26 protein-coding genes are annotated in these 25814 nt (G+C 62.9%); 14 read left to right on the forward strand and 12 right to left on the reverse strand.

Features of this window, described 5'->3' with window-relative positions; translation table 11 throughout:
* Positions 1-3 precede the first annotated feature (3 nt).
* Positions 4-1704 (reverse strand): glutamine--tRNA ligase/YqeY domain fusion protein, encoded by a 1701-nt coding sequence (locus APH44_RS04590; RefSeq protein ID WP_054891518.1) that lies wholly within the window; start codon positions 1702-1704, stop codon positions 4-6.
* A gap of 246 nt (positions 1705-1950) precedes the next feature.
* Between APH44_RS04590 and APH44_RS04595 the strand changes: the two genes are divergently transcribed.
* A complete protein-coding gene (locus APH44_RS04595) occupies positions 1951-2451 on the forward strand; it encodes a peptidylprolyl isomerase (RefSeq protein ID WP_054891519.1) in 501 nt (166 codons plus the stop codon).
* Positions 2448-3170: a UDP-2,3-diacylglucosamine diphosphatase gene (locus tag APH44_RS04600; RefSeq protein WP_054891520.1), complete on the forward strand. Its 723-nt coding sequence runs from the start codon at positions 2448-2450 to the stop codon at positions 3168-3170. The genes APH44_RS04595 and APH44_RS04600 overlap by 4 nt, the downstream gene beginning before the upstream one ends.
* Before the next feature lie 49 nt (positions 3171-3219).
* Here APH44_RS04600 and APH44_RS04605 read toward each other — a convergent pair whose 3' ends face one another.
* Complete coding sequence (locus APH44_RS04605) at positions 3220-5535, reverse strand: acylase (protein WP_054891521.1); 2316 nt, start codon at positions 5533-5535, stop codon at positions 3220-3222.
* A 198-nt stretch (positions 5536-5733) separates the two neighbouring features.
* Between APH44_RS04605 and APH44_RS04610 the strand changes: the two genes are divergently transcribed.
* Positions 5734-6108, forward strand: coding sequence for a hypothetical protein (locus APH44_RS04610; RefSeq protein ID WP_054891522.1), 375 nt, complete (start codon positions 5734-5736; stop codon positions 6106-6108).
* Between the two features lie 35 nt (positions 6109-6143).
* On the opposite strand, the gene APH44_RS04615 is transcribed toward APH44_RS04610, so the two are convergent.
* Positions 6144-6332, reverse strand: coding sequence for a hypothetical protein (locus APH44_RS04615; RefSeq protein WP_054891523.1), 189 nt, complete (start codon positions 6330-6332; stop codon positions 6144-6146).
* Positions 6333-6482: 150 nt separating this feature from the next.
* On the opposite strand from APH44_RS04615, the gene APH44_RS04620 reads away from it, so the two are divergent.
* The 4 genes from APH44_RS04620 (at position 6483) to APH44_RS04635 (ending at position 8929) form a co-directional block, all read left to right on the forward strand.
* Complete coding sequence (locus APH44_RS04620) at positions 6483-6944, forward strand: hypothetical protein (RefSeq protein ID WP_054891524.1); 462 nt, start codon at positions 6483-6485, stop codon at positions 6942-6944.
* 231 nt (positions 6945-7175) lie between these two features.
* Positions 7176-7556 (forward strand): Mor transcription activator family protein, encoded by a 381-nt coding sequence (locus tag APH44_RS04625; RefSeq protein ID WP_054891525.1) that lies wholly within the window; start codon positions 7176-7178, stop codon positions 7554-7556.
* Positions 7557-7599: 43 nt separating this feature from the next.
* Entirely contained in the window at positions 7600-8241 is a 642-nt protein-coding gene (locus tag APH44_RS04630; protein WP_054891526.1) for a DUF2589 domain-containing protein, read from the forward strand.
* Positions 8242-8356: 115 nt separating this feature from the next.
* Positions 8357-8929 carry a DUF2589 domain-containing protein gene (locus APH44_RS04635; protein WP_054891527.1) on the forward strand — a complete coding sequence of 191 codons (573 nt, stop codon included), beginning with the start codon at positions 8357-8359 and terminating at the stop codon, positions 8927-8929.
* Here APH44_RS04635 and APH44_RS04640 read toward each other — a convergent pair.
* From APH44_RS04640 to APH44_RS04650, 3 genes are read right to left on the reverse strand one after another with little or no spacing between them, the layout of a single operon-like run.
* Positions 8911-12582, reverse strand: a complete 3672-nt coding sequence (locus APH44_RS04640; protein ID WP_156343723.1) for a translocation/assembly module TamB domain-containing protein — start codon at positions 12580-12582, stop codon at positions 8911-8913. The two genes, APH44_RS04635 and APH44_RS04640, sit on opposite strands and share 19 nt — an antisense overlap.
* Entirely contained in the window at positions 12582-14324 is a 1743-nt protein-coding gene (locus APH44_RS04645) for an autotransporter assembly complex family protein (RefSeq protein ID WP_054891529.1), read from the reverse strand. Before APH44_RS04645 ends, APH44_RS04640 begins: the two co-directional genes overlap by 1 nt.
* Positions 14325-14376: 52 nt before the next feature.
* A complete protein-coding gene (locus APH44_RS04650) occupies positions 14377-15018 on the reverse strand; it encodes an N-acetyltransferase (RefSeq protein WP_054891530.1) in 642 nt (213 codons plus the stop codon).
* 161 nt (positions 15019-15179) lie between these two features.
* Here APH44_RS04650 and xthA point away from each other — a divergent pair, with 161 nt between their 5' ends.
* Positions 15180-15992, forward strand: coding sequence for an exodeoxyribonuclease III (xthA, locus tag APH44_RS04655; RefSeq protein WP_054891531.1), 813 nt, complete (start codon positions 15180-15182; stop codon positions 15990-15992).
* 18 nt (positions 15993-16010) lie between these two features.
* On the opposite strand, the gene APH44_RS04660 is transcribed toward xthA, so the two are convergent.
* The 4 genes from APH44_RS04660 to APH44_RS04675 form a co-directional block, all read right to left on the reverse strand.
* The gene (locus APH44_RS04660) at positions 16011-16883 is read right to left on the reverse strand and encodes an alpha/beta fold hydrolase (RefSeq protein WP_054891532.1); all 873 of its coding nucleotides are present in this window, start codon (positions 16881-16883) and stop codon (positions 16011-16013) included.
* Between the two features lie 20 nt (positions 16884-16903).
* Complete coding sequence (locus tag APH44_RS04665) at positions 16904-17524, reverse strand: LysE family translocator (protein WP_054891533.1); 621 nt, start codon at positions 17522-17524, stop codon at positions 16904-16906.
* 101 nt (positions 17525-17625) lie between these two features.
* Complete coding sequence (locus APH44_RS04670) at positions 17626-17829, reverse strand: helix-turn-helix transcriptional regulator (protein ID WP_054891534.1); 204 nt, start codon at positions 17827-17829, stop codon at positions 17626-17628.
* Positions 17826-18200 (reverse strand): hypothetical protein, encoded by a 375-nt coding sequence (locus APH44_RS04675; RefSeq protein WP_054891535.1) that lies wholly within the window; start codon positions 18198-18200, stop codon positions 17826-17828. The genes APH44_RS04670 and APH44_RS04675 overlap by 4 nt, the downstream gene beginning before the upstream one ends.
* A gap of 132 nt (positions 18201-18332) precedes the next feature.
* Here APH44_RS04675 and APH44_RS04680 point away from each other — a divergent pair, with 132 nt between their 5' ends.
* Positions 18333-18812: a GNAT family N-acetyltransferase gene (locus APH44_RS04680; RefSeq protein ID WP_054891590.1), complete on the forward strand. Its 480-nt coding sequence runs from the start codon at positions 18333-18335 to the stop codon at positions 18810-18812.
* Between the two features lie 536 nt (positions 18813-19348).
* Here APH44_RS04680 and APH44_RS04685 read toward each other — a convergent pair.
* Complete coding sequence (locus APH44_RS04685) at positions 19349-19876, reverse strand: MgtC/SapB family protein (protein WP_054891536.1); 528 nt, start codon at positions 19874-19876, stop codon at positions 19349-19351.
* A gap of 147 nt (positions 19877-20023) precedes the next feature.
* Here APH44_RS04685 and APH44_RS04690 point away from each other — a divergent pair, with 147 nt between their 5' ends.
* From APH44_RS04690 to APH44_RS04705, 5 genes are all read left to right on the forward strand, one after another.
* The gene (locus tag APH44_RS04690; RefSeq protein ID WP_054891537.1) at positions 20024-20263 is read left to right on the forward strand and encodes a DUF3203 family protein; all 240 of its coding nucleotides are present in this window, start codon (positions 20024-20026) and stop codon (positions 20261-20263) included.
* A gap of 121 nt (positions 20264-20384) precedes the next feature.
* Complete coding sequence (gene ccoG, locus APH44_RS04695; RefSeq protein ID WP_054891538.1) at positions 20385-21791, forward strand: cytochrome c oxidase accessory protein CcoG; 1407 nt, start codon at positions 20385-20387, stop codon at positions 21789-21791.
* Between the two features lie 48 nt (positions 21792-21839).
* Entirely contained in the window at positions 21840-23249 is a 1410-nt protein-coding gene (mapR, locus tag APH44_RS04700; RefSeq protein ID WP_054891539.1) for a GntR family transcriptional regulator MpaR, read from the forward strand.
* Between the two features lie 47 nt (positions 23250-23296).
* On the forward strand, positions 23297-23614 hold the full coding sequence (locus APH44_RS30325) for a DEK C-terminal domain-containing protein (protein ID WP_256216532.1): 318 nt from the start codon (positions 23297-23299) through the stop codon (positions 23612-23614).
* Positions 23541-24983 carry an ATP-binding protein gene (locus tag APH44_RS04705; protein ID WP_256216531.1) on the forward strand — a complete coding sequence of 481 codons (1443 nt, stop codon included), beginning with the start codon at positions 23541-23543 and terminating at the stop codon, positions 24981-24983. Before APH44_RS30325 ends, APH44_RS04705 begins: the two co-directional genes overlap by 74 nt.
* A gap of 3 nt (positions 24984-24986) precedes the next feature.
* On the opposite strand, the gene APH44_RS04710 is transcribed toward APH44_RS04705, so the two are convergent.
* The gene (locus APH44_RS04710) at positions 24987-25733 is read right to left on the reverse strand and encodes an SDR family oxidoreductase (RefSeq protein WP_054891540.1); all 747 of its coding nucleotides are present in this window, start codon (positions 25731-25733) and stop codon (positions 24987-24989) included.
* Positions 25734-25814: the final 81 nt, after the last annotated feature.

Raw genomic sequence — 25814 nt, forward strand, 5'->3', positions numbered from 1 at the left:
TCCTTAGCTGCCCCACGAATCGCGCAGGGTCACGGTGCGGTTGAACACCGGGCGACCCGGCTGGCTGTCTTTCAGGTCGGCGCAGAAGTAGCCTTCACGCTCGAACTGGAAGCGATCTTCTGGCTGGGCCTGGCCCAGCGAAGGTTCGGCACGACAACCCGTCAGCACCTGCAGCGATTGCGGATTGATATTTTCAAGGAAGCTGCCGCCCTCATCGGTTTTCTCCGGATTGGGCGAGCGGAACAGGCGGTCGTACAGGCGCACCTCGCACTCGATGCTGGCGGCGGCCGGCACCCAGTGGATCACGCCCTTGACCTTGCGACCCTCGGGGTTCTTGCCCAGGGTGTCCGGATCGTACGAGCAGCGCAGCTCGACGATATTGCCCTCGGCATCCTTGATCGCCTCGTCGGCACGAATTACATAGCTGCCGCGCAGGCGCACTTCACCGGCTGGCTCCAGGCGCTTGTATCCCTTGGGCGGCTCTTCCATGAAGTCATCGCGGTCGATGTACAGCTCACGGGCGAACGGCAGGACGCGCACGCCCATGTCTTCCTTCGGGTGGCGCGGCAGTTCGAGCTGCTCGACCTGGCCTTCAGGGTAGTTGGTGATCACCACCTTCAGCGGACGCAGTACGCACATGGCGCGCGGCGCGGTACGGTCGAGGTCGTCACGAATGCTGAACTCGAGCATCGACATGTCGACCACGCCATCGGAGCGGTTGGTGCCGACCATGTCGCAGAAGTTGCGGATCGAGGCCGGGGTGTAGCCACGACGGCGGTAGCCCGAGAGCGTGGACATGCGCGGATCGTCCCAACCCTCGACGTGCTGCTCGTCCACCAACTGCTTGAGCTTGCGCTTGGAGGTGATGGTGTAGTTCAGGTTCAGGCGGCTGAACTCGTATTGGCGCGGATGCGCCGGGACGGGCAGGTTGTCGAGGAACCAGTCGTACAGTGGACGATGGCCCTCGAACTCCAGGGTGCAGATCGAGTGGGTAATGCCCTCGATGGCGTCCGACTGGCCGTGGGTGAAGTCGTAGTTGGGGTAGATGCACCACTTGTCACCGGTCTGGTGGTGGTGGGCATGGCGGATGCGGTAAAGAATGGGGTCGCGCAGGTTCATGTTGGGCGAAGCCATGTCGATCTTGGCACGCAGCACACGCTCACCGTCCTTGAACTCGCCAGCCTTCATGCGCGCGAACAGGTCGAGGTTCTCCTCGACGCTGCGCTCGCGGAACGGGCTGTTCTTGCCGGGCTGGGTCAGGGTGCCGCGATATTCCTTGGCCTGCTCGGGGGTCAGGTCGCAGACGTAGGCCTTGCCGCGCTTGATCAGCTCGACCGCCCAGTCGTGCAACTGGTCGAAATAGTCGGAAGCAAAGCGCACCGGACCGGTCCACTCGAAGCCCAGCCACTTGACATCACGCTGGATGGCGTCGATGTACTCCTGGTCCTCCTTGGCCGGGTTGGTGTCGTCGAAACGCAAGTGGCAGGCGCCACCGAACTCCTGGGCCAGACCGAAGTTGACGCAGATCGACTTGGCGTGGCCGATGTGCAGATAACCGTTCGGTTCCGGCGGGAAGCGGGTGACGATACTGCTGTGCTTGCCCGAGTCCAGGTCAGCCTGGACGATGGGTCGCAGGAAGTTCGCAGGGACGGCGGGGGCGCCTTTGGCAGCGGCGTTGGTCGCGTTGTCGGTGGGCTTGCTCATAGAATCCTTGAATGCAGATGTCCGGTCCGGGTAGGCCGATTGAATCAAAGGGCCTATCATAGCCGAAGCAGTCAAGCTGCTGACAGCCGGGCACCGACAAACTGGCGCGATTTCTCGCAGCGTTTTGTCGCCAGCTGGCAAAATGGCCGCCGCGCGCCTTGTGTCGCCGCCGCCAGATCCTGCGTCAGGTACAGTACGCGACCTGTGCACCCTATTCCCGAATGCCTTGAAAGAGCGAATTTCAGCATGTCCAAAGTCAAACTGAGCACCAACCACGGCGACATCGTTCTGCAACTGAACGCCGAAAAAGCCCCGCAAACCGTGGAGAACTTCGTTCAATACGTCAAGGACGGCCACTTCGATGGCACCGTCTTCCACCGTGTGATCAAGGGCTTCATGATCCAGGGCGGTGGTTTCGAGGCCGGCATGAAGCAGAAGCCGACCCGTTCGCCGATCCAGAACGAAGCCGACAACGGCCTGAAGAACACCAAGTACAGCATCGCCATGGCCCGCACCATGGAGCCGCACTCGGCCTCGGCGCAGTTCTTCATCAACGCTTCCGACAACGACTTCCTCAACCACAGCAGCAAGAACGTGCAGGGCTGGGGCTACGCAGTGTTCGGCGAAGTGACCGAAGGCCGTGAAGTGGTCGATGCCATCGAGAAAGTCGCCACCGGTTCCAAGGCTGGCCACCAGGACGTGCCGAAGGACGACGTGATCATCGAGAAAGCCGAGATCATTGAGTGATCCTGCTGATCTCCGATCTGCACCTGCAAGAAGAACGCCCGGACATTACCCGGGCGTTTCTTGATCTGCTCGATGGGCGGGCGCGACACGCCAAGGCGCTGTACATTCTTGGCGACTTCTTCGATGCCTGGATCGGCGACGATGCCATGACGCCCTTCCAGCAATCGATCTGCCAGGCGCTGCGCACGCTGTCCGACAGCGGCACGGCGATCTACCTGATGCACGGCAACCGCGACTTTCTCATCGGCCAGGACTTCTGCAAGGCCGCTGGCTGCACCCTGCTGACCGACCCTAGCGTGGTTGAGCTGGGTGGTGAGCCGGTACTGCTGATGCATGGCGACACCCTGTGCACCCGCGACGTGGCCTACATGAAGCTGCGCCGCTACCTGCGCAACCCGCTGAGCCTCTGGATTCTGCGTCACTTGCCGCGATCCACGCGCCAGAAACTGGCGCGCAAGCTGCGCAGTGAAAGCCAGGCGCAGGTGCGGATGAAGAACACTGAAATCGTCGATGTCACCCCCGACGAAGTGCCCAAGGTGATGAGCGAGCACAGTGTGCGCACGCTGATCCATGGCCATACTCACCGCCCTGCCCTGCACAAGCTGGTGGTCGAGGGCCAGCCGGCTCGGCGCATCGTACTGGGGGACTGGGATCGCCGAGGCTGGGCGCTGCAGGTGGACGACCAGGGCATGCACCTGGCGCCGTTCGAATTTTCCTGACGCGCAGGCCCTGAGGTGGCTCGTGCCACCACAGGGCCACTGATTTCGACTATTTCCCCGCGCTGACCAGTGCCTGCTCATCCCGCTCGCTCACCACATACTGGCGATACTGAGGATCGGAGGTGATCTGCGCTTCGGTAAACGGAATGGGCGCCAATTGTCCGACCGCAAAGGCACGCGTCTGGTCAAATGCGTGTACCGAGGCCGACTCGCTGGATAGTGAAAACGCCAGCAACCCCTTGGCCTGAGGCCCCTGCTCGGTGAAGCTGACCAACTGCAGGTAGCTGGTACCGCTGACCACCAGACGCTTCCCTGCCCCATTGGGCACACTGACCATGGCGTTGTAGACCCCCAACTCCTGCGGGCCACCCGGCACCGGCGTGCCGTCCAGCGCTTGCTGTACCTGCCCCCACTGCTGTTCTTGCGCCATGCCGCCTTCCTGCACCTGCGCCAACGAAGCCAGCGCCGCCTCACGCAGCAGCGCGCGCACTGCTGCTTGCTCTACTGCAAGACCACGCGGCGTGTACTGCGGATCGGCCGGATCGAACGCCACACGCCAGATTTGCGGCTGGTCGCCCAGCGCTTCCATGATGTTGGCAAAATGCACAAGCCCCATGCCGCTGTCGGTGCCGGCCTTGCCGTTCCAGGCCTTGAGGCTGGCGCAAACAGCCTGCAGATCGGGTTCGGCGCCTTTGCACCAATCCAGCAGCTCTGGCAGCAATTGGCTGGCCAGATACACCTCGTCGTCCAGCACCATGTGCTGCAGCTCCGCCACGCCGAGCTTGGCGCGACCTTGCAGGCGCTGCAAGGCAAAGCGGGTACGCATCCCCAAGGGTTGGTCTTCACGGCTGATCAGCGGCGAGAAGCCTGTCAGCGGCTGGGCCGGGTTGACCTGCCAGGCCGAGTCATTGGAGTTCTGCACGAAGTCCGCGCGCTCAAGGCTTGGCTGCAGGCGCGCCGGGAAAATTCCAGGTTGCGCAGCGTCGGGGTCAACCTTCCACTGGCAGGCGCTGCGCGAACCGTCCAGTACGACCAACGGCCCGGCCAGCGACGGGTCGCTGCACTGGGCAAGCATGGCCTGGTCGACATACGGCACCACCGACTGATTCAGGTACAGCGCGCGGCCACCGGCATCCACCGCCAGGGTGTTGACCCAAGGAATGCCCTGAAGCTTGGCCACCGAGGTCTTGAGAGCATCGATGTCCTTGGCGCGATTGATCCCGTACCACTGCTCAAGCACTCGCGTGTTGTCGAGATTGGCATCGCGCAGGCTATAGGCATATTTGCCATCCCAGTCCAGGCGCCCCGGCCACTGCACCACAGGACCGAACCTGGAGACGTGGATCTGGCGCTGCACCTGGCTGAGCGTTCCGTCCGCCCCCTTCACCGCAACAGTGATTGCCTGCTGTTGGAGCGGCAGCGACTGGCCATCCAGCAGGTAACGGGTGGGATCCTTCGGATCGAGCTGCAGACGGTACAGGGTGAAGTGCTTGGAGGTGTCGACGGTATGGGTCCAGGCCAGATCACGGTTGAAACCGATATTGATCACTGGCAACCCCGGCAGCGCCGCCCCCATCACATCCAGTTGCCCGGGAATGGTCAACTGCATCTGATAGAACCGCAGGCCGCCGATCCAGGGGAAGTGCGGGTTGGCGAGCAACAAGCCACGCCCATTGGCCGAGCGCTGCGCACCGACGGCCACAGCGTTGCTGCCACGCTCGCTGGCGAACGCCTGCTGGCGTGCCAGGGCCACGCTGTAGTCGGCCTTCGGCCTGTGCACGGCCAGCCCCGGCGGCGTCGCCGCAACCACCGCTTCGGCGAACTGGCCGATACCCCCTTCAGCCAGCAGTCGGCGGGTCAGCTTCACCAGGTCCAGGCTGGTGATTGGCCTGACCCAGTCGCCCGCCCCGCACTCCACCGGCAGCCCCTGGGCCTTGCGTTCGGCAAGCGCTCGGTTGTAGCCGGCAGCGTAGCCCTCCAGGCGATGGCGAATGGGCGCCGACTGCGCCTGGAGGAATCCGTTGACTGCCGCATTGTCGTTCAGCCAGCTGAAGAACAGATCGCTGTCGAGGTTGTCGCGCTGCTCGACCGTCTTGCCTTCGGCACCGAAATATTTCGATCGCTCACCATTGACCGTGAGCACTTCGTCAGCCAGCAGGCACAGGTTGTCCTGGGCATAGGCGTAACCGATGCCATAGCCCAGGCCGCGCTCATCGCTGGCCAGGATGTGCGGCACACCGAAGCTGGTGCGGCGAATCTGCGCCGAAGCATCGCCGGCAACTTCCCGCGCCTGCGCGCCGGCAGCAGCGGTGGCAAGCACAATGGCCAGGCCAAGGCAGGATAAGGGTCGCGATAGTGGGATCACGGGCACTCCTGGGGAATGAGAGGTCATCCCGATCAGACGAGCGGCCGGATGAAAATTTTACGTATTGCGCTACGCGGGAACGTCTTGAAAAGGACGTGGCAGTTTTTTTTCAGTCAGAACTGCAGTTTTCCCGCGCTCATTCGTCCTAATAGTTAGGCACTCATGATTTCGGGACAGTCCACGAAAAGGAGCATTCACATGTACAACCCGCAACTGCAGCCGCAGCGCCAGCGCATCGCTGAGCGCACATCGCCGCAAGACAGCACTGGCGCGCAGGAACGGATCGGCAACGAACAGATCCGCGAACTGTTGCGCGCCTACGGTCTGCGCACCAGCCTGATTCGCCTGAAAGTCATCGATGCGCTGCATTCGGCCGATCGCAGTGGCCGCAGCATCGGCGTACGCGGCGTGCATGCGCAGCTGGAGCAACTGGATATCCCGCTGTCATTCCTGAGCGTGCGCGAAGTGCTCAAGCGACTCTGCACCGAGGGCGTCATCAGCCTGGGCGATGACAAGTGCTACAGCCTTCAGCCTGCAGCCCGCGCCGTGCTGGAGCAGAACGCCTTGCGCTGATTACCCGGCCGGCCAGGAAGGCCGGCTGGCCTGCGTCAGGACTTGACCTTGCGCCGCAGGATGCCGTTGATCACCACGACGACCACGGCGATACCAATGGCCAGGTACTGGAAGGTCTGCTCGCTGATCGTGCCCTGTTTCTGCAGGTAGCTCAGGCCGAACATCACACCCATCATCACCACGATGATGAGGATCGAATATTTGAAGCGCTGCATGTGTGTCATCGGCAATTCCTTGGAGCATCAGGGACAAAAGAGGCTCGTCACGAGCCGGCCACATGATACATGGCCAGATCCACACGCGATGCATTTCCTGCTGAGCTTCGCCGCTCAAGATTGAAAACATGGACGCCCGACTCGTGCCCCGGAGCGACCATGCCAAAACCCCTCCTGCTTTGCGCCTTGCTGTTTCTCCCGCTCACCTGCGCCCACGCCATCGATACCAGCACCCTGCCCCGCGAACAACTGCTCGAGCTCGGCACACGCCTCGAAGCCTCCAGCGGCAGCAACCAATGGCAGCAGTTGTGGCAACAGGTTCGTGGCAACGGCTTGTTGCAGGCCCAGCCAGGCCAGCTGCGCTTCGTCCCTCCCCCCTCGGAACTGCCGGCCATGGTCAGATTGACCCTCGCACAGGCGCAGCATGTGGAACCCTTCGCCATTACCCACGCGCGCTACCGCCGGGTATTCAGCCCGCAAGTCATCGGCTATCGCGGTAGCCAAGCGCTCGAAGCACTATGCGTGGACGTGGACTGGCGCGCATTGCCCGCCGCAGCGGTTTCCGCCCCTCAAAGCTACCTGGGCTTGGCAAGCCTGCGCAAAGCCTACCCCTGCGATTGAAATGGGTACCTACACCCTTGGAACACACCTAAAAAGTCGACCGAGGAAGAACAAGACCTACTGCAAAATCACGGCTCAACTTCCTACGCAAGAGCTCTCCTCTGCCTGCAACAAACGCTCTACAGGAACTACAGAGCATGGGCCACTTGGCGCCTAGGAATGATCGGGAGAGGTGGCTGAGAATCCCTGGGCACCCATCGTGCTGGCCTCTAAGACACAGGGAAATCGAATATGGAACTGCCAGATCTGACTGCAATCGATGTCGCCCAGCTACCTCATTCACTGCAATCGCTGATCGAGTGCATCGGCCTTGAAAATGCGTACCGGCTGACCTGCGCCTACGGCGGCCGCCCCAAGTACATCCCCAAACACCGTGACCGCACACGGCTGGCCGATCTGCTGCCAGCCGACGCGCTGGACGCACTGATCAAGCGCTATGCCGGCATTGCCCTGGAGATTCCCAAGGCCGACCACTTCCAGCGCCAGTTGCGCAACCTGCAAATTCAGAAAGAAAGTGCCAGCGGGCTGTCGCGCAGCCTGCTCGCGGACAAGTACGGACTGAGCCTGCGTCAGATCGGCAACATCAGGCGCCAGGACAACCACCCCCACTGAAAACCGGACCTGAACATTCACCGCCCCCGCAGGAGTATCACCCATGTCCATTGACAACAGCCTGATCGGTTCCGTCATCAACTCTTTACCCATGGACCGCATGATTGCCGGCCCCTTGCAGGCCATGGTTCAGGCGCAGGTCACCGCGAGCAAGTCGTACGCCGACTTCCTCATGAATGTCTGCATCCAGGATGGCAAGGCAGTCGCCATCCAGTTCGACTACGACGAAACCATCGTCGGTGAGGATGGCGAGTACAAAGGCATCGTCGCCAAGAGCATGAAGGTGCCACTGCTGGCGGCCATCACCCACCCGAACATTGCCATCGACGAAGGCAAGATCGAGTTCGAGATGACCATCAACCAGATGGCCGAGGACCGATCCTCCAAGGAGGCGGAAGGCAGCATGGAGGCCTCGCTCGGCTGGGGACCTTTCAAACTGAATGTGAAAGGCAGTGTAAGCCACAAGTCGGAGCAGACTCGCAAGACCGATACCCGCGCGCGCTACGCCTTCAACACTACCGTGCGCCGTCAGCAACCACCGGAAGCCCTCATGCGCGTGATGGAATTCCTCACCGATGCCGCAACCAAACCTACCGTGCTCGCCAGCTCAGAGCTACGCAGTACCGACAGCATCTCCAGCGAAGACACTCTGGCCGGCGCTGAGAAACCCGCTGCAACGTCTTGAGACGCAATGCCCTACCTCGCCCACACCTGCCGCAGGTCCCCTCCGGGGCACCTGCGGCCTGCGCACTGGAGGCCCTTGATTGGATCAGCCCTGCGAACACGCTCAACCGACTCCCATGACATCCACCGACCTGCGCGACATCACGCGCGGGCTCCAGGAAGCCGCCGCGGCAACCAATACCCTGATTGCCCAGCAGTACCTCAGACTTTTCGATCAATTCTTCGATGTGGACGCCGAGCAGCCCGGCATGCCGATGCGCGCCAAGATGGTCGAAGTGGCGATGGACGACACGCACACCTTGCGCATCCCGTTGATTGCCTTGGTGTCCACCAAGGGCCTGGCCCTGGAGCGCATGCAGGTCGACCTGTCGGTTCACGTGAAGAACGCTCAAGCCCGACAGGACGTGCTGCAGCAGGCCAACGAAGCCACCTCGTGCTCGCACTTCAAGGTCACCGTGGGCGCCCAGGCGCGCCGCGGCGAAGGACGCGACCCCGACGAAGTACAGATCCGCATGCAGTTCCAGGCCTGCGAGCCGCCCGAGGCGATCAACCGGCTGATCGAGGAGTACACCAACCTGATCCTGCCTGTGCGCACACCGCCCACACCCGCCCCGGCGCGAGGCGCAGACGGCAACGAGTTCATCGAAGCCGCCACTGTCCGCCGATCAGATCAGAAGTCGCGTTTGTAGAAGATGTCCAGCGAGCTCGCCAGCCCGCTGGCGGCCTCCAGATAGACCTTCTTGCTCAGTTTGTAGCGCAAGGCAATGGTGTTGGCTGGCTCGAACACACCGACCCCATAACGCAGGCTGAGGCGTTCGGTCAGGTTGCCGCTGGCCACCACGTTGGTCTTGTTGCCCGAACCTTCGGTGTCGAGCTGGAAATCATCGATTCCCAGGCTCGAGGCCAGGCTCCCGGTAATCCCGGCACTACCGGCGAGGCCCAGGCCCAAGGCCGCTTCAGCCAGCATGTTGTTATCCTCGCCCGAGTTGCCCAGGGGACGTCCCAGCACGAGATACGACAACGCCTGCTCCTGGCTCATGGCCGGCTCCGAGAACACTTGGGTAGTCGGCTGCTCGGCACTGCCGCTCAGGCGGATGCCAGCAATCACGTCATCGACCTTGCGGATCGCTTCGATATCCAGGTATGGCTGATCGAGGGGGCCTGCGAACAACAGGCGCGCACGACGGATGGTCAGGCGCTGGCCGTAGGCTCGATAACGACCGTCAGCCAGGCTCAATTCACCACGGGTGTCCAGGTTGTCACCTATGTGCACATGACCCAGCAGGTTGGCGGTCAGGCCAAAGCCGCTGAAGGACAACTTGTCACGACCGACTTCGACATCGATGTCCATCGCGACCGCCATCGGCGGCGTACCCTCTTCGGTCTGGTGGCCGATAATCACCGTGTCGTCGGAGACCTTCACCGTCGAAGGCGGCAGCTCGCGCACGGTGATCTTGCCCTTGGGTACCTGAACTTTGCCGGTCACTGCCAGCTTGTCGCCGGACAGGCGGATATTGAGGTCCGGCGCGACCTCCAGCGCGGCATAGGGCTCGACGCTCACTGGAAGCTGCTGACCTTGCAAACGCAAGTCGACAGCCAACGCCTGCCCCCAAGCCAATTCGCCGGCCAATTGCCCGCGCCCGGCCTCGCCACTTCGCCAGTCACCGCTGATCCGGATCTGCTCCCCGGCCACGAGCGCACGCAACGACAAGTCTTCCAGGCTGACCGGCAACTCGGCGCCACTGACATGCCCGCCGCTAAGCGTCAAGTTGCCGTTGACCTGGGGCGCCAGCAAGGTACCCGACAAACGCCCGTCGCCGTTGAGTTGCCCGGCCAGGCGCTCGACCATCGGCACGAAAGGCCGGGCGATCGACAGGTCCAGCCCGGAAAGGCGAAATTCACCGGAAAGCGGTTTGTCCCGGCCCAGGGGATCGATGCGTGTCGACAGGTTCAACTCCCCCAACCGGTCGCCACGAAACGCCAGCGACGTGTCTACCCGCCGCGGTGCCAAGGTACTGTCCAGGCGGAGCGTCTGGTAGGGGAAGTCGATCCAGCGCCCGTTATCGCGGACCCGCAGCGTGCCGCCGCTGGCATCGATGCGCACCGTGCCTTTGGGGCCGCTGGCCGGCATATCCAGGTTGATGTCGGCATTGAGCATGCCTTGCCAGGCGAAATCCTTCGGCAGCCACTGGGCAAGACTGTCGATGGGGAACTGCTTGAGGTGATAGCGCAAACGTGGATCCGGCGCTAGGCGCTGATCCTCGCCACACAGGCTGGCAGCGCCGGAGCGCCAGCAATGTGCACCGAAGTCGAGCTGGCCGTTGGCCAGGCGCTGCAGGCGTGCGGGGGCTTGCAATTGCCAGTCCTGACCGCCCGCCTGGATGCGCCCGCTGGCCAGGCGGCCACGCCAATCACCCTTGCCGAGCGCGCCGTCCAACGCAAGGTCGAGCTTGAGCTGAGGGCCATTCAGCGCCACTGTCAGCGCCTGCTGACGGATATCACCTTTGCCCGTGGCATCAAGATTGCCCAAGGCCGTTTCGCCCAGGCGGATATTGCCGGCCTTGAGGGTGATCAGTCCACGCTGGGCGCTGTCCAGGCGTGCGTCGAGATCCAGGCGCTGTATGCGGTTGTCGGCTTGGGCCAGCTGTTGCCCCTGGAGACTCAGGGAACCCTGCGGCGCAGCCAGCGTGCCAGCCAGATCGAGGCGACCTTTGACCTGCCCTTGCAAGCGCGGCCACAGCTGGCCAAGGCGCGGCAGGTCGATATCGAGGCGACCGGCAAGGCGTTGCTGCAGGCTGCCACTGCCATTGATCCGGTTGTCACCCAACTGGATCGCCAGCGCACCGAGCGTCCACGCCTCACCTGCACCCTTGGCATCCGCCTTGAGCACTGCCGGCTGGCCACGCAGGCGCCCTTTGAGGTCAAGTTGGGCATCGAGCTGCAAACGCTCGTTCTTCAATTCGCCCTTGCTGCGCAGCGGGCCCGCCAGGGTGCCCGGCAGCTCCGCCAGCCAATAGGCGGGGTCGAGCGCCGACAGTTGCAGATCGACATCCCAGGTAATCGCGTCGGCAAAGCCCAGCGCCACCGCGCCCGATGCCTTGCCCTGCCCGGCGACCAATGCCAACTGTGGCAGGCGCACCTGGGTCAGGTCGCCATCGAACGGGCTGGCCAGGCTGAAAGCACCGGCCGGGCCATCGAGGTCTCCTTTGAAATCACCGTTGTAGGTACCGTCGCGATAGTGCACCTGGGCGTTGAAGCGTTTGAGCGTGACTTGCGGTGCTTCGTCCATCGGGTACAGACGCAGCCAGGGAAAATCGAGCCAGTCGATCCGGGCATCGGCCGTCAGCCCTTGCTGCCAGTCGGCACTGGCCTGCAACGTGAGGCGCTGGGTCTCACTGGCGCTGAGGTCCAATGTCTCGAGCCGGGCTCCCTTGGCATCGACCTTGCCATTCAGGGCCAGGGCCACTGGCCCCTGCTCGGCCGGAAGGCTGGCCGTACCCTTGAGCAGGTATCCCTTGAGCAGGTCACCCTTGGCCTGAAGGTTGAGCTGATTCAGTTGCAGTGGGTCGGGTAACGAGGCAGAGGGCCGGAACGTCTCGGCGCGGATCTGCAGTGTCGCGGGCAAGTGATCGGCCAGCGCTTGCAGCTCACCCTCGAGCTTCGCCTCCAGATAACCCGTGCTGGTGCCCTCGAGGGCCAAGGTCTTCTGCAGGTCGCCCTTGGCATTGAGCACCAATTGCCAGGCCTGACCATCCACTGCCGGCAGTTGCAGGGTGGCATCGGCCTGAAGCGGCCAATCACCCTGGGGCAACAGATTGCCCTGCAGGCTCAGGTGCAGGTCGTCACGCTGCAATTGCAGGGCGTCGATACGCAGGCCTTCGGTAGTCCAGTGGGCGGCCAGTTGCAGGTCGCCGAGCAGGTCACTGCCATCCAGGCGTAACTGACCGATCTTGACCTCACCCAGCTCGATTGCGATCGGCAAACGCAGTTCGGGCAGTTGCAACGGCCCTGTGTCCGGCTGTGCCTCACTCGCAGCGAACACCATGTCGATGCGCTCGGCTTGCAACCGCTGCACGCACAGCGTGGCGCGCAACAGGCACGATGGTGACCATTGCAGTTGCGGTGCCTGCAGCTCGACCCGGCTGCCATCCTGGGTCCAGACCACACGAGCGGCCTGCCATTGGCCTCCCAGATGGCCCTGGAAGTCCTCGACCTCCAGCCCCGGCACCAGGCCCAGGGCCCAGCGGCTGCCCGCTTGCGTTCCCAGTACCAAAGCTGCGCAAAGCCCCACCAGCATCAGCAAGCCCAATACGATCGACAACACAGGTTTGAGCAGGCGCATCACAGTTCAGGCCCCATGGAGAAATGCAGCCGGATACCACCGTCGTCGTCCAGCGCGCGCGCCAGGTCCAGACGCAGCGGCCCAACTGGCGAGACCCAGCGCACGCCGATGCCGACCCCGGTTTTGAGGCTGGGCAGCTCCAGCGAATTGAACGAGTTGCCCTGGTCGATGAAGGTCGCCACGCGCCATTTCTCCGTGAGCGAATACTGGTACTCGGCACTACCGGCCACCAGGTAGCGGCCACCGATACGGTCGCCCTTGTTGTTCTTCGGCGACAGCGTCTGGTAGTCATAGCCCCTTACGCTCTGGTCGCCACCGGCGAAGAAGCGCAGCGAGGGCGGTATGTTCTGCTGGTAGCCGTTGGTAGCGCTGCCACCGAACTGCACGCGCCCGAGGAAGCGATGGTTCTGCCCCAGGGTGGTGAGGCCCTTGAGCAGGACATTGCCATGCACCAGGTTGGTGTCGGAGCCCAGCCCTTCCTTGGCCGCCCGCAGGTCGAACTGCAGGCGGTAGCCATTGTGCGGGTCGATGCGGTTGTCACTGCGCAAATAGGAAAAGCTCACCCCAGGCATCAGCAGGTTGCTCAGCCCGGAGTCGTCGCCCAGGCGGTATTCCTCGCGCTGGTACTTCAGCGAGATCACCCGCTGCCAGCCGCTGGGCAATTTGCTGTGCCATTCGGGGCCGACAGTCAGCAGCTTGCTGAGGGTGTCGGTGCCGGCGATCTCTTCGTTCTGGTAACCACCGGCAAAGCGCAGCTTGTCGGTCAGTGGAGGGTCCAGCGGGATGTCATACCACAGGCCGACGTTCTGGCGGGGTGCCGAGAGCTCGGTCTCCCAGCCATAACTGTGGCCCTGGGGATTGACCCAGTGCCGTGTCCAGTTGGCCTTGCCCCGTGGCCCCACGTCGGTCGAGAACCCGAGGCCCAGCCCCAGCGTTCGCGGTTTGCGGGTATCCAGGCGCACGTCCACCGGCACCACGTCATCGACCGCCGCCGTCGGCGCCGCATCGACACGTACTCCTTCGAAATAGCCACTGGACTGCAGGTCGTTATTGAGTTCGGCCACCAGTTCTGAATCGTAGGGTGTTCCCGGCTTGAAGCCGACCATGCGTTGCAGCAGGTCGTCGTCCAGTGGTGCGTCGCCGCCGAAGGTCACCTTGCCCAGGCGATAACGCGGGCCACTCTGGTACACCAGTTCGATATCCGCAACGCCTGCTTGCGGGTCTACCGCAAGGCGCTGACGGGAAAAGCGCCCGTCGAAGAAGCCATAGCGCGAAGCCTGGTTCTGGATCAGCCGCTTGGCGTCCTCGTAGACACCATGATTGAGCGGCTCGCCCGGGCGCAATGCCTTGCTGTCCGGAATGCGAAAGGCCTTCATCTCGCTCGCCGGGCCTTCGATGCGCACGGTCACATTGCGCAGGCGCACCGGCTCGCCCGGGTCGACCCGGATGATCAGTTGTACGGGTTGATCGGCCTTGCTCGGCGGCTTGACCTCGGTGTCGATCTGCGCCTGGTAGTAGCCCAGCGCCTGAGCCGCCTTGCGCGCCTGTTCCTCAGCCCCGCGGCTGAACCGCAGCAAGGCCTCCTCGTCGCGATCACCCAGGCTGCCGATGTAGCCTTCGATATTGGCCTGCAACGTCTTGTTGGACGGTTTGACCCGTACCAACAGTTCGCTCTGGCCCCATGCTGTGCAGCTGGCGGCGAGCAACAGCACGCCCCAACCAAGTCTTCCTGAATACGTCATGCGGGGCATGCTACCAGAGCGAAGCGGCAGCGTAAGCCGCAGGAGGTTGCGATCAAGCAATTGGCGGGTTGGAGGACAGCGGATTCGGATGAAAGAACACTCTCTCTCGGATTGGCCCGACCGCGACCTCACCAATCTCCTGATAGCCCTGGCGCTCGTAGAAGGCCAGGTAATGGGCATTGCCGGTGTCGAGGATCACGCCTTGGGTATCGGGATCGTCGGCGCACCAGTCGTGCACCGCCTGTAACAATTGCTCACCATAGTGTTGTCCCTGAAACTGCGGGTGCACCCCCAGCAGAGGCAGCACATGGACTTGCTGACTGGGCAGGCACGCCGCCAGTGCCGCTTGATACTCGAGGTATCGACGGGTGCAGCGCCGGCCTGTTCCCAGCAGCATGCGCAGGCGCCAGGCCCAACTGTCGGCCACTCCAAGGCGACGTTGCGGCGGCACGATCAGCGCGGCACCGACCAGGCGGTCGTCGACCAGCACACCGATTGCCGGCAACTGCAGGTAGAAGTGCTGACGCACCCATTCGCGCACCATCACCCGCAGGCGCCGCTCATAACCCCGCCGCTGTGCATCGAACAGATAGGCGAAGGTCGGCTCGTGGCGATAGGCATGGTAGAGCAGCGAACGCACTTCGCGGCTGTAGCCATCGTCGAGCAGGCTGATATGCGCCGGGGCGTCGGACATTGCGATGATCCTCCTGGAATGTACGTAACAGAGCCTTGGAGGCGTCGTGTCGCACATCGTTCCCCCTCCAGCACGTTAGCAGCGCCCCAGCGACGCTGCCACGCTGGTGATGACGGCCGATGTCGGCTAGCATCCGAGGCTTTTACCAGGATCGTCTTTCCATGAAGATCGTCTCGTTCAACATCAATGGCCTGCGCGCCCGCCCGCACCAGCTGGCTGCGCTGATCGAGAAGCACCAGCCAGACGTCATCGGCCTGCAGGAAACCAAGGTCAGTGACGATCAGTTCCCGCTGGCCGAAGTACAGGCATTGGGCTATCACGTGCATTTCCATGGCCAGAAGGGCCACTACGGGGTTGCCCTGCTCTCGCGCCAGGCGCCATTGTCGCTGGTCAAGGGTTTCAGCACCGATGAAGAGGACGCCCAACGCCGCTTCATCTGGGGCACCTTCGCCGATGCCGACGGCACCCCGATCACCATCATGAACGGCTACTTCCCTCAGGGCGAAAGCCGCGACCACCCCACCAAGTTCCCGGCCAAGCAACGCTTCTACAGCGACCTGCAGACCCTGCTCGAAGGTCAGTTCCGCAATGACCAGCCATTGGTGGTGATGGGCGATGTGAACATCTCGCCCCAGGACTGCGACATCGGCATCGGTGCCGATAACGCCAAGCGCTGGCTCAAGACCGGCAAATGCAGCTTCCTGCCCGAAGAACGTGAGTGGATGGAGCGCCTCAAAGGCTGGGGCCTGGTGGACAGCTTCCGTCACCTGCACCCGGAGGTAGCGGACCGCTTCAGCTGGTTCGACTACCGCAGCCGCGGTTTCGAGGACGAACCCAAGCGTGGCCTGCGCATCGACCTGATCATGGCGTCGCAGGCACTGCTTCCACGCCTGAAGGCGGCGGGCGTCGACTACGAACTGCGGGCGATGGAGAAGCCCTCGGACCACGCCCCCATCTGGCTGGAACTGGCCTGACGGCGCAGGCCACCGGACTCAACCGCGCAGGAACGCCTCGACCGCCTGCGCGGCGCTCACCGGGTCTTCCTGCATGAAGCAATGACCACCCGCCACCTGCCGTTCGCTGACGTTGGCATTGAGCCTCACCAGGCGCCGCACCGAATGCGGCACGAACGGATAGGTGGTTTCACCATGCAGGATCAGCGTCGGCGTGGTGATGCGCTGCAGACTTGGCCACATGCGCGCCGGGAAGGTGCTGAAAATCTCCACCTCACGGCCGGGTCGGCACTTGAGCACCACGCCTTCGCCGCAATCGCCGATGGCATGCCCGATATACGCGTGCAGCGCCGCGTCGCTCCAACCCTTGAAGATCCCCCGCCCCTGCAGCGACGCCAGCGCCGCCTCGCGGTCCGGCCAATGGCTGCGCCGGGTTGCGGCCTTGCGCGCCAGGGCATGACGCCGGTGCAGGCCCACCAGTGCCGCCGCGCCCATCACCCCGATCATGCGTCGGCTGAACAACACCGGATCGAGCAGTACTGCACGCTCGAACAACCCAGGCCTGCTGGCGAGGATCAGCCCGGTCAGCACCCCACCAAAACTGTGTCCGAGCGCATGGCGCGGCACATCGCCAAACACCTGGCGTCCCGCCTCGAATGCTTCCAGGACCAGCTCCGCAGTGCGGTTCCAGCCACGAAAGGCGCCGCCGTGATCGCTGTCGCCGTGCCCCTGGACGTCGCACAACCACAGGTCGAAGTGCTCCCCCAGGCGCATCAGCATGGGCTCGTATGCCAGGCAGCAGAAACCGTTGCCGTGCAGAAAATGCAGCAACGGTTTGCCGCTCGGCTCGGAATGCCAACCCCGTAGCGTGAAACCTTCCGAGCAATCATGGGACCAGGGAATCAGCTGCATCGTGTACCGCACTCATCGAACTAGGAAAACGACGATTCTACAAACAGCAGCGGATACAACGAAATCACCAGCAGCAAGGCCATCAGGACATTGAACAGCATCAGCCAACGCGGATTTTGCAGAAGGTTGCGCAAGGCGCTGCCAAACATGACCCAGATCCCCACGCTGGGCAGGTTGACCAGGGCGAACAACGCAGCGATGACAATCACGTTGAGCACATAGCCCTGGGCCGGGGTGTAGGTCGTGATCGCACCGACCGCCATGACCCAGGCCTTCGGATTGACCCACTGGAAAGCAGCCGCTCCCCAGAAGCTCAGGGGCTTGCGCGTCCCTGCGGCATCCCCGGAGATCGGCCCGGAAGTGGCGATCTTCCACGCCAGGTACAGCAGGTAAGCGGCCCCCACGTAGCGCAGGATGCTGTACAGCGGCGGCCAGGCCTTGAACAGTTCGCCCAGCCCGAACCCCACGCCCAGCACCATCAGCATGAAGCCGATGCTGATGCCCATCGCATGGGGGATCGAACGGCGTACACCGAAGTTGACGCCGGACGCCAGCAACATGGTGTTGTTCGGCCCTGGGGTGATCGAAGAAACGAAGGCGAACAGGATGAATGCGGTGAGCAGATCGTATGAGCCGAGCATGGCAGGGACTTCCGTCAGGTACTGATTATCGTGTCCTGCCACACTAGCGGAACCCCTCACGCCCAGACCGGTACAGTTACCTTAAATTAAACCTATACACATCACTGTACCGCCGCAGAGGGATCGAAGATCTCTTCGATACTCAACTCGAAAACCCCGGCGATGCTGAAGGCCAGCGGCAGGCTGGGATCGTAGCGGCCGGTCTCGATGGCATTGACGGTCTGGCGCGAAACACCGAGCCGCTCGGCCAGTTCGGCCTGCGACCAGCCACGCCCACTTCGCAATTCACGGATGCGGTTGTTCAACGGTAACGCCTCACCCCGATGAAGGTCCCCAGCGCCCACAACGGCCCCATCAGGCTCCAGACCATGAACATCGACAAACGTGGGAAGCCTGCGGTCTCCAGAAAACCGTAGCTGAAGGTCAACAGCGCTGTCGCGACGAATGCCAGCCCCAACGCCTCCAGTTGGATGCGCCGGACCATTTCATCGAGGCTGCGCAGTTGCCGCACCACAGCCCAGGCCATACCGATCATGGCCGGCACAGGCACCAGCGCCACCAGGGTCTTGGCAATGCCTGGCGCCATGGACACGAGGAAATGGCTGCTGACCAGCACACAGGCCATATAGGCGACGAGGAACAGGACGAATGAAATCACATGACGTTTGTGCAGCATGCCAACAGCCTCGGATGTAAAGTGTGTTTTACATTGAAGGCGAGGTCGCGCGCCATGTCAAGCTTGCTTTACATCTCGGCAAGCCGGCCCAGGCCGATTACCATGGTGCCCGCCAACCACAAGGAAGCCTTCATGAGTCTGACCATCCGCCCTGCCCGTCGCGCCGACGCCGCCCAGATCCTCGCCTTCATCACCGAGCTTGCCGACTACGAGCGCGCCCGCCACGAAGTGGTGGCGACCCTGGCCGATATCGAGCACAGCCTGTTCGATGAAGGCAGCACCGTGCACAGCCTGATGTGCGAGCGCGACGGCACGGCCATCGGCTTTGCCGTGTACTTCTATAGCTACTCGACCTGGCTGGGCCGCAACGGCATTTACCTCGAAGATCTGTACATCACCCCCGAACAACGTGGCGGCGGTGCTGGTCGCCAGGTACTGCGGCACATCGCTCGCGAGGCCGTAGCCAGAGGTTGCGGGCGCCTGGAATGGAGCGTGCTGGACTGGAATGAACCGGCTATCGGTTTTTACCAGGCGCTGGGCGCAGAAGCGCAAGATGAATGGGTACGTTATCGCCTGGACGGCGAGCGCCTGAAGGCATTCGCACAGGGGTAAGCCGCGCCCGACCACACGACTGTGTCAAAAGTGTTACCCGGCCCCGTCCACCCAGCAAAAAATCGGGTAACACGGAAACAATTCGAGAGATTTTCAGGTCGTGAAAAATCGGCTCAAATCTATAAAACCTTGATTTTAAAGGAAATTTAAAAGTTGGCACGGCATCTGCTTTATCTCTGGCACAACAAAAATAAAAAAACGTGACACCCCAAAAAAAAAAAACAACATGCACCGGCTCTGACATAACAAGAACAACACGGCAGAGGCGCAGCAAGCAGATTTTTTTGGAGTAGGCACGCGTTCCAGGGGTTCGTCCCCGCGACCTGACGCAGAACAACAAAACTACCTTGAGGTAGCGACTGTCAGGATCGGATCAGCAATGATGAAGGCAGGTCAGCGCTCAAAAAAATACGTTTGCTCTTGGCCCCGGATAGGGGCCCGGTTACACCGAAACAGGCTGACAAAAACAACAACAGGCCGGTTTTCAATAATAAAAAGAGCAGGCAACAACGCTTTGAGGGGAGCTTCGGCTCCCCTCAGTGCTTTGTGTTTTCCTCATTCTTCGCCTCACCACCCTCCCCCTCGACCTTCTCCACCAGCACCGGCATGCTGCTCAACACCAGCAAGGCCAGCACCGTGCTGACCAACGCCGTCGCCTCGCGCCCCATGCCCGCCGCCGTGCCGATCGCCGCCGTCATCCACAGGCCTGCCGCCGTCGTCAGCCCTTTAACGTGATTGGTGTCCTGGCCATGGCCCTTGAGAATGGTGCCCGCGCCGAGAAAACCGATCCCGGCGACGATCCCCTGTATCACCCGGCTCAGCGCCTGTGCATCGGCACCGGCCATGCTCGGTGCCAGCACGAACAGGGCTGCACCCATGGACACCAGCATGTGTGTCCGCACCCCGGCCGACTTGCCCTTGTGCTCGCGCTCGAAACCCAACACCGCGCCGAGCACCGCCGCCATCAGCAGACGCACGAGAATCCGCGTCACCTCGCCTTCATCGGTGATGTCGGTGAACTCTGCCCGTATCGCTTGCCAAACATTCTGCCACCAGGAATCCATGGGTTTCTCCACACCAGAGCGCCGTGGCCTATTGAAAGGTTGACCGCTGCGTTTGCCCCGAGTGCGGCAGCATCCGCCCGGCGGAACGATGCAGCAACCCGAAGCGCGCTGTGGTCACACCCGTAACCACCTGCGGAGGGTAACGTCATGCCGGTAGAAATCGACGAAAGCAACCAACGCTGCACACTGATCGGTGACAAGCTGCGCATAGAAGGCCTGGGGCCGGAGATCGAGATCTTCACCGATGAACAGCTGCGCATGTCGGTCGCGGTGCTGGCGGGTGAACGCATACCAATCACCGAAGCCGAAGCCGACGCCCTGACCGTGATCGGTGCGGTGGATAGTCGCAGACATCTCAAGAGCAGTGCTCCAGGCTCCGTAATCTGAGGGCTGCAAGGGACTTCTCGTTCATCTGATATGGTTTTTATCGCTCTACCTGAGCCTGTGCTGTAAACAGATCGGGGGCCATAGTGCCCGGGCCTGATCGAGGCCTGATGAGCGAACCACCATGAGCGAGAGAATCCCCTTCCGAATCATCCAGATCGAGCCTGCGGCCAAGACCCCCAAGCGCCACGCAGACGGGCGTATCCAGACCCGCAGCTTCACAGGCCTGTACCGCAACCTGCGGATCGGCTTCGCCGGCCTGTTGTTCGTGTTGTTCTTCGGCACGGCCTGGCTGAACTGGAACGGTCGCCAGGCCGTGCTCTGGGACCTTGCCGACAGCAAGTTTCACATCTTTGCCGCAACCTTCTGGCCACAGGACTTCATCCTGCTGTCGGCACTGCTGATCATCTGCGCCTTCGGCCTGTTCGCCATCACCGTCTTCGCCGGGCGGGTGTGGTGTGGTTACAGCTGCCCGCAGAGCGTCTGGACCTGGCTTTTCATGTGGTGCGAGAAGGTCACCGAAGGCGACCGCAACCAGCGCATCCGCTTGGCCGCCGCGCCCTGGAGCCTCGGCAAGTTCGCCCGCCGCAGCCTCAAGCATGGGTTGTGGCTGGCCATCGGGGTGATCACTGGCCTCACCTTCGTCGGTTACTTCACCCCCATCCGCCCGCTGGCCCACGAGCTGTTGACCCTTCAGCTGGGCGGCGTAGCGTTGTTCTGGGTGGTCTTTTTCACTGCCGCCACCTACCTGAACGCCGGCTGGCTGCGTGAAGCCGTGTGCATGCACATGTGCCCCTATGCGCGCTTTCAGAGCGTCATGTTCGACAAGGACACCCTGGCCGTAGCCTACGATCCAGGTCGCGGTGAAAGCCGTGGCCCCCGCAAGAAAGGCAGCGACCGTCAGGCACAGCATCTGGGCGACTGCATCGACTGCACGCTGTGCGTGCAGGTCTGCCCCACCGGCATCGACATCCGCGACGGCCTGCAGATGGCCTGTATCGGTTGCGCTGCGTGCATCGACGCCTGCGACGGGGTCATGGACAAGATGGGCTACCCTCGCGGCCTGATCGGCTACAAGTCCGAACACAACCTCCAAGGCGGCCGCACCCACTGGCTGAGACCGCGCCTGCTGGGTTACGCCACGGCCCTGCTGGTCATGATCGGTGCACTGGTGATGGCCTTGCAGATGCGCCCGATGGTGTCGCTGGACGTCATCAAGGACCGCGGCCTGTTCCGTGAAAATGCCCAGGGCCAGATAGAGAATATCTACCTGCTCAAGATCATCAACAAGACCCAGCATCCCCAGCACTATCGACTACGTCTGGTCGACGCCGAAGGCTTCGTGCTGCACGGCAAGCAAGCGATATTCATTCCTGCCGGAGAAATGAGCGAACTGCCGGTATCGGTGGCGATGCTCGCCGACCGCCCCACGAGCAGTTCGGTAGACCTCACATTCGAAGTACAGGACAGCGACCAGCCGCAGGTGCACAGCCGTGCACGCAGCCGTTTCGTTGCGCCGCTCAACCGCTGATCCCTTACACTGCCTTGAACCTTGCCTGCCAGGCCGAATAACACAACGATGAAACGCTACGAACGATTCGCCGACGATATCGCCGAACTGATCCGCTCCGGGGTGCTTGGCCCCGGACAGCGTGTGCCCTCGGTACGCTACGCCAGCCAGACCCATGGGGTCAGCCCCTCCACGGTGTTCCAGGCCTATTACCTGCTCGAGCGCCGCGGGCTGATTCGTGCCCGGCCGCGTTCGGGCTACTTCGTCAATACCCACGCACCTCGCCAGTTCAGCGAACCACAGGCACAGGCACCGGTCAGCGAATCCACCGATGTCGACGTCAGTGCCCTGGTATTTTCCATCCTTGATTCGATCAAGGACCCTCACACCGTCCCCTTCGGCTCGGCCTTCCCCAGCCCCACCCTGTTCCCGCTGCAGCGCCTGGCCCGCTCGCTGGCCAGCGCCAGCCGCGCCATGGACCCACGCGTGGTGGTCACCGACCTGTCACCGGGCAACCCGCAGTTGCGTCGCCAGATCGCCCTGCGCTACATGGTCGCCGGCCTGATGCTGCCGATGGAAGAGCTGCTGATCACCAACGGCGCGCTGGAAGCCCTCAACCTGTGCCTGCAGGCAGTCACAGAGCCGGGGGATCTGGTTGCCATCGAAGCCCCGGCCTTCTACGTGTGCCTGCAGGTGCTCGAACGACTGAAGCTCAAGGCCGTGGAAATTCCCGTGCACCCACGTGAAGGCATGGACCTGGGGGTGCTGGCACAAACCCTGGAGAAACACCCGGTCAAGGCCGTATGGTCGATGACCAACTTCCAGAACCCGGTCGGTGCGAGCATGCCCGAGGCGAAAAAGCAGGCACTGGTCGAACTCCTGCACCGCCACCAGGTGCCGCTGATCGAGGACGACGTCTACGCCGAGCTCTACTACGCCCAGCAAGCGCCCAAGCCGGCCAAGGCCTTCGACCGCGACGGCCTGGTCATGCACTGCGGCTCGTTCTCCAAGAGCCTCGCCCCAGGCTACCGGGTGGGCTGGGTCGCCGCCGGCCGTTTCGCACAGAAGATCGAGCGGCTCAAGCTGATGACCTCGCTGTGCGCCTCGATGCCGGCCCAGGCCGCCATCGCCGACTACCTGCAACATGGCGGTTACGATCGCCACCTGCGCAAGTTGCGCTACGCCCTGGAAGGCCAGCAGGCCAACATGCTCGCCGCCATTGCCCGCCATTTCCCGGCGCAGACACGGGTCAGCCAGCCCGCCGGCGGCTACTTCCTGTGGCTGGAACTGCCCGAGCAGATGGACGCGCTCAAGCTGTTCCACATGGCCCTGGCGCAAGGCATCAGCATCGCACCGGGGCCGATCTTCTCGCCGACCCGGCGCTTCGGCAACTGCATCAGGCTGAACTACGGCAGCCCGTGGAACGACGCCACGGAGACTGCGATGGAGACACTGGGGCGTATCGTGCGCTCGTTTTGAAGGATCAGCCGCTATAGTGAGGCTACCTGCCCATGGACGAGCATGCGATGGACGACCCTATCCAACTGCGTCAACAGATTCTGGCCTTGCAGCAGCGCAACGGCGAGCTGGAAAACCGGCTGGCGCAGCAAGCCGACGTATCGCCCTTGGACAACGTCCTGTTGCGCCGAGTGCACGAGCAACTCGAGCAGCGCTTCGACCAGACCCTGGCCGAACGCCGGCTGTTCATCGAGCTGGTCGATCAGCCTGGCCAATGTCTTCGTCATCGCCCCGGACCTGCGTCTGCAAGCGATCAACCGTACTGCCCGACAGACATTCCAACGCCTGCACGGTTTCTGCCCCAGGACCGGCGATCGCCTGGATGAAGCGCTTGCCGGCCTGCCACAGCCGCTCCAATGCCTGCTACCCCTGGTCAACCGAGCGCTGGCGGGTGAAACGGTGATCGAAAGCGTCGCCTTCGACGGGCCGCCCTATCGGCGCCACTACGAGCTGCGGATCACCCCGCTGCACAGCGACGAACGCCCGCCACTCAGCGCCTGCCTGTTCGCCTACGACATCACCGAGCGCACCCTTGAGCAGGAGCGCCTGCGCGAAGCCGAGCAGGCACTGCGCCAGGCGCAGAAAATGGAAGCGGTCGGCCAACTCACCGGCGGCATCGCCCACGACTTCAATAACCTGCTCGGTGGCATCTTCGGTGCGCTGGAGCTTGCCAAGCCACGCCTGTGCGGGCCGCAGAACGATGAGGTGAGCCGGCTGTTCGGCATCATCGAGCAAAACGCGTCCAAGGCCGCGTCACTGGTGCAGCGCCTGCTGGCCTTCTCGCGCAGACAGACATTGCTGCCCCGCGCCACCGATATCCAGCAACTGGTCGGCGACATGCTTGCGCTGCTGCAGAGCTCGCTGCGCTCGGACATCGAGCTCATCGATCGCACAGCTTCACAGCTGTGGCCAACCTGCATCGACCCCTCGCAACTGGAAAGCGCGCTGCTCAACCTGTGCAACAATGCCCGCGATGCCATGCCCGACGGTGGCACCTTGGTGATTCATTGCGAAAACCTGGAAATGACCCCGGCGCAAGCCCGACGTCTGCGCCTCGCCCCGGGCCAATACCTGCACTTGCGAGTCGAGGACAACGGCCAGGGCATGCCAGCGGAGGTGGCGCAACGAGCCATCGAACCGTTCTACACCACCAAGCCGCTCGGGCAGGGCACTGGCTTGGGGTTGTCCATGGTATACGGCTTCGTGCGGCAGTCTGGAGGGCAAATGCACCTCGACTCGATTCCGGGCAACGGCACCTGCGTTCACCTTTACCTGCCCAGGGCCAAAAACCTTCCGCCCCCCGAACCGCAGAGCCTGCCGGCCCCGCCCCCTGCGCGGTCAATCCTGCTGGTCGAGGACCAGGCGGCGATGAAGCTGGTCATCAGCGAGCTGCTGAGCGAGGCGGGCTACGACGTGCATGCCTTCGCCAGCATCGACCGGGCGCTTGCCGCCCTGCGCAAGGGGCTGCGCCCGGACCTGCTGGTCGGCAACATCGCCTTGTCCGACAGCCCCAAGGGTCGGCAACTGATCGAAATGAATGCGGCCCTGACACCTGGCTGCACAGCCTTGCTCATCACCGGCTACGCCACCCAGACGCTGGCAGACCACGACGGGTTGCCAACAAATATCGAAATCATTTCCAGCCCGTTCGAGCTCAAAGCACTGCTCGAACGGGTGACACACATCCTGGGCTGAAGCTCAGCGCCCGCCCCCCAGATCGATGAAGCTGCCGGTGGAATAGGATGCTTTCTCCGACAACAACCAGAGGATCGCCTCGGCCACTTCCTCCGGTTGCCCACCGCGGCCCATGGGTAGGCCAGGTTCGAGCTTGGTGACGCGCTGGGCATCACCGCTCAGGGCGTGAAAGTCGGTATGGATATAACCGGGACGCACGCCGTTGACCCGCACCCCCTCGCCCGCCACTTCCTTGGCGAGCCCAAGGGTGAAGGTGTCCAACGCGCCCTTGGAAGCGGCATAGTCGACGTACTCGTTGGGCGAGCCCAGGCGTGCGGCCACCGACGACACGTTGACGATCGCACCACCCTGCCCGCCATGGCGCCGGGACATGCGCAGCAAGGCATGTTTGGCACAGAGCATCGGGCCGACCACGTTGGTTTTCATCAGCTTGAGCAGGCGGAATTCGGACATCTCGTCGACCCGGCTCTGAGTCGCGATGGTCCCGGCATTATTGACCAGTGCGGTGACAGGGCCCAGCTCCTGGTCGATCCGCTGGAACACCTGGATCACTTCATCCTCGACGCTGGCATCGGCCCGCACGGCGATGGCCTGGGCGCCCAGCCCCCGAACCTCAGCCAGGATGCGTTCGGCAGCGTGATCGTCGGCGTGATAATTGATGCAGATGCGGTAGCCCTGTTGCGCCGCCAACCGCGCGGTCGCGGCACCGATACCGCGGCTGGCGCCAGTGATGAGAATGACCTTGTCCATGAAACTGCCACTGTCGAAGGAATAGACCTACAAGGTTAGGGGAAAAGCCCCGATCGCGGCAACGGCTGCACGCAGCCGTGC

The sequence above is a fragment of the Pseudomonas sp. NBRC 111143 genome (assembly GCF_001320965.1).
Lineage (GTDB): Bacteria > Pseudomonadota > Gammaproteobacteria > Pseudomonadales > Pseudomonadaceae > Aquipseudomonas > Aquipseudomonas machongensis.

What these genes read in the sequence shown, in the direction of transcription:
- APH44_RS04590 (WP_054891518.1), bottom strand. Translation starts at nt 1,704, where the DNA reads ATGAGCAAGCCCACCGACAACGCGACCAACGCCGCTGCCAAAGGCGCC.
- APH44_RS04595 (WP_054891519.1), top strand. Translation starts at nt 1,951, where the DNA reads ATGTCCAAAGTCAAACTGAGCACCAACCACGGCGACATCGTTCTGCAA.
- APH44_RS04610 (WP_054891522.1), top strand. Translation starts at nt 5,734, where the DNA reads ATGTACAACCCGCAACTGCAGCCGCAGCGCCAGCGCATCGCTGAGCGC.
- APH44_RS04615 (WP_054891523.1), bottom strand. Translation starts at nt 6,332, where the DNA reads ATGACACACATGCAGCGCTTCAAATATTCGATCCTCATCATCGTGGTG.
- APH44_RS04620 (WP_054891524.1), top strand. Translation starts at nt 6,483, where the DNA reads ATGCCAAAACCCCTCCTGCTTTGCGCCTTGCTGTTTCTCCCGCTCACC.
- APH44_RS04625 (WP_054891525.1), top strand. Translation starts at nt 7,176, where the DNA reads ATGGAACTGCCAGATCTGACTGCAATCGATGTCGCCCAGCTACCTCAT.
- APH44_RS04630 (WP_054891526.1), top strand. Translation starts at nt 7,600, where the DNA reads ATGTCCATTGACAACAGCCTGATCGGTTCCGTCATCAACTCTTTACCC.
- APH44_RS04635 (WP_054891527.1), top strand. Translation starts at nt 8,357, where the DNA reads ATGACATCCACCGACCTGCGCGACATCACGCGCGGGCTCCAGGAAGCC.
- APH44_RS04640 (WP_156343723.1), bottom strand. Translation starts at nt 12,582, where the DNA reads ATGCGCCTGCTCAAACCTGTGTTGTCGATCGTATTGGGCTTGCTGATG.
- APH44_RS04645 (WP_054891529.1), bottom strand. Translation starts at nt 14,324, where the DNA reads ATGACGTATTCAGGAAGACTTGGTTGGGGCGTGCTGTTGCTCGCCGCC.
- APH44_RS04650 (WP_054891530.1), bottom strand. Translation starts at nt 15,018, where the DNA reads ATGTCCGACGCCCCGGCGCATATCAGCCTGCTCGACGATGGCTACAGC.
- xthA (WP_054891531.1), top strand. Translation starts at nt 15,180, where the DNA reads ATGAAGATCGTCTCGTTCAACATCAATGGCCTGCGCGCCCGCCCGCAC.
- APH44_RS04660 (WP_054891532.1), bottom strand. Translation starts at nt 16,883, where the DNA reads ATGCAGCTGATTCCCTGGTCCCATGATTGCTCGGAAGGTTTCACGCTA.
- APH44_RS04665 (WP_054891533.1), bottom strand. Translation starts at nt 17,524, where the DNA reads ATGCTCGGCTCATACGATCTGCTCACCGCATTCATCCTGTTCGCCTTC.
- APH44_RS04675 (WP_054891535.1), bottom strand. Translation starts at nt 18,200, where the DNA reads ATGCTGCACAAACGTCATGTGATTTCATTCGTCCTGTTCCTCGTCGCC.
- APH44_RS04680 (WP_054891590.1), top strand. Translation starts at nt 18,333, where the DNA reads ATGAGTCTGACCATCCGCCCTGCCCGTCGCGCCGACGCCGCCCAGATC.
- APH44_RS04685 (WP_054891536.1), bottom strand. Translation starts at nt 19,876, where the DNA reads ATGGATTCCTGGTGGCAGAATGTTTGGCAAGCGATACGGGCAGAGTTC.
- APH44_RS04690 (WP_054891537.1), top strand. Translation starts at nt 20,024, where the DNA reads ATGCCGGTAGAAATCGACGAAAGCAACCAACGCTGCACACTGATCGGT.
- ccoG (WP_054891538.1), top strand. Translation starts at nt 20,385, where the DNA reads ATGAGCGAGAGAATCCCCTTCCGAATCATCCAGATCGAGCCTGCGGCC.
- mapR (WP_054891539.1), top strand. Translation starts at nt 21,840, where the DNA reads ATGAAACGCTACGAACGATTCGCCGACGATATCGCCGAACTGATCCGC.
- APH44_RS30325 (WP_256216532.1), top strand. Translation starts at nt 23,297, where the DNA reads ATGGACGACCCTATCCAACTGCGTCAACAGATTCTGGCCTTGCAGCAG.
- APH44_RS04710 (WP_054891540.1), bottom strand. Translation starts at nt 25,733, where the DNA reads ATGGACAAGGTCATTCTCATCACTGGCGCCAGCCGCGGTATCGGTGCC.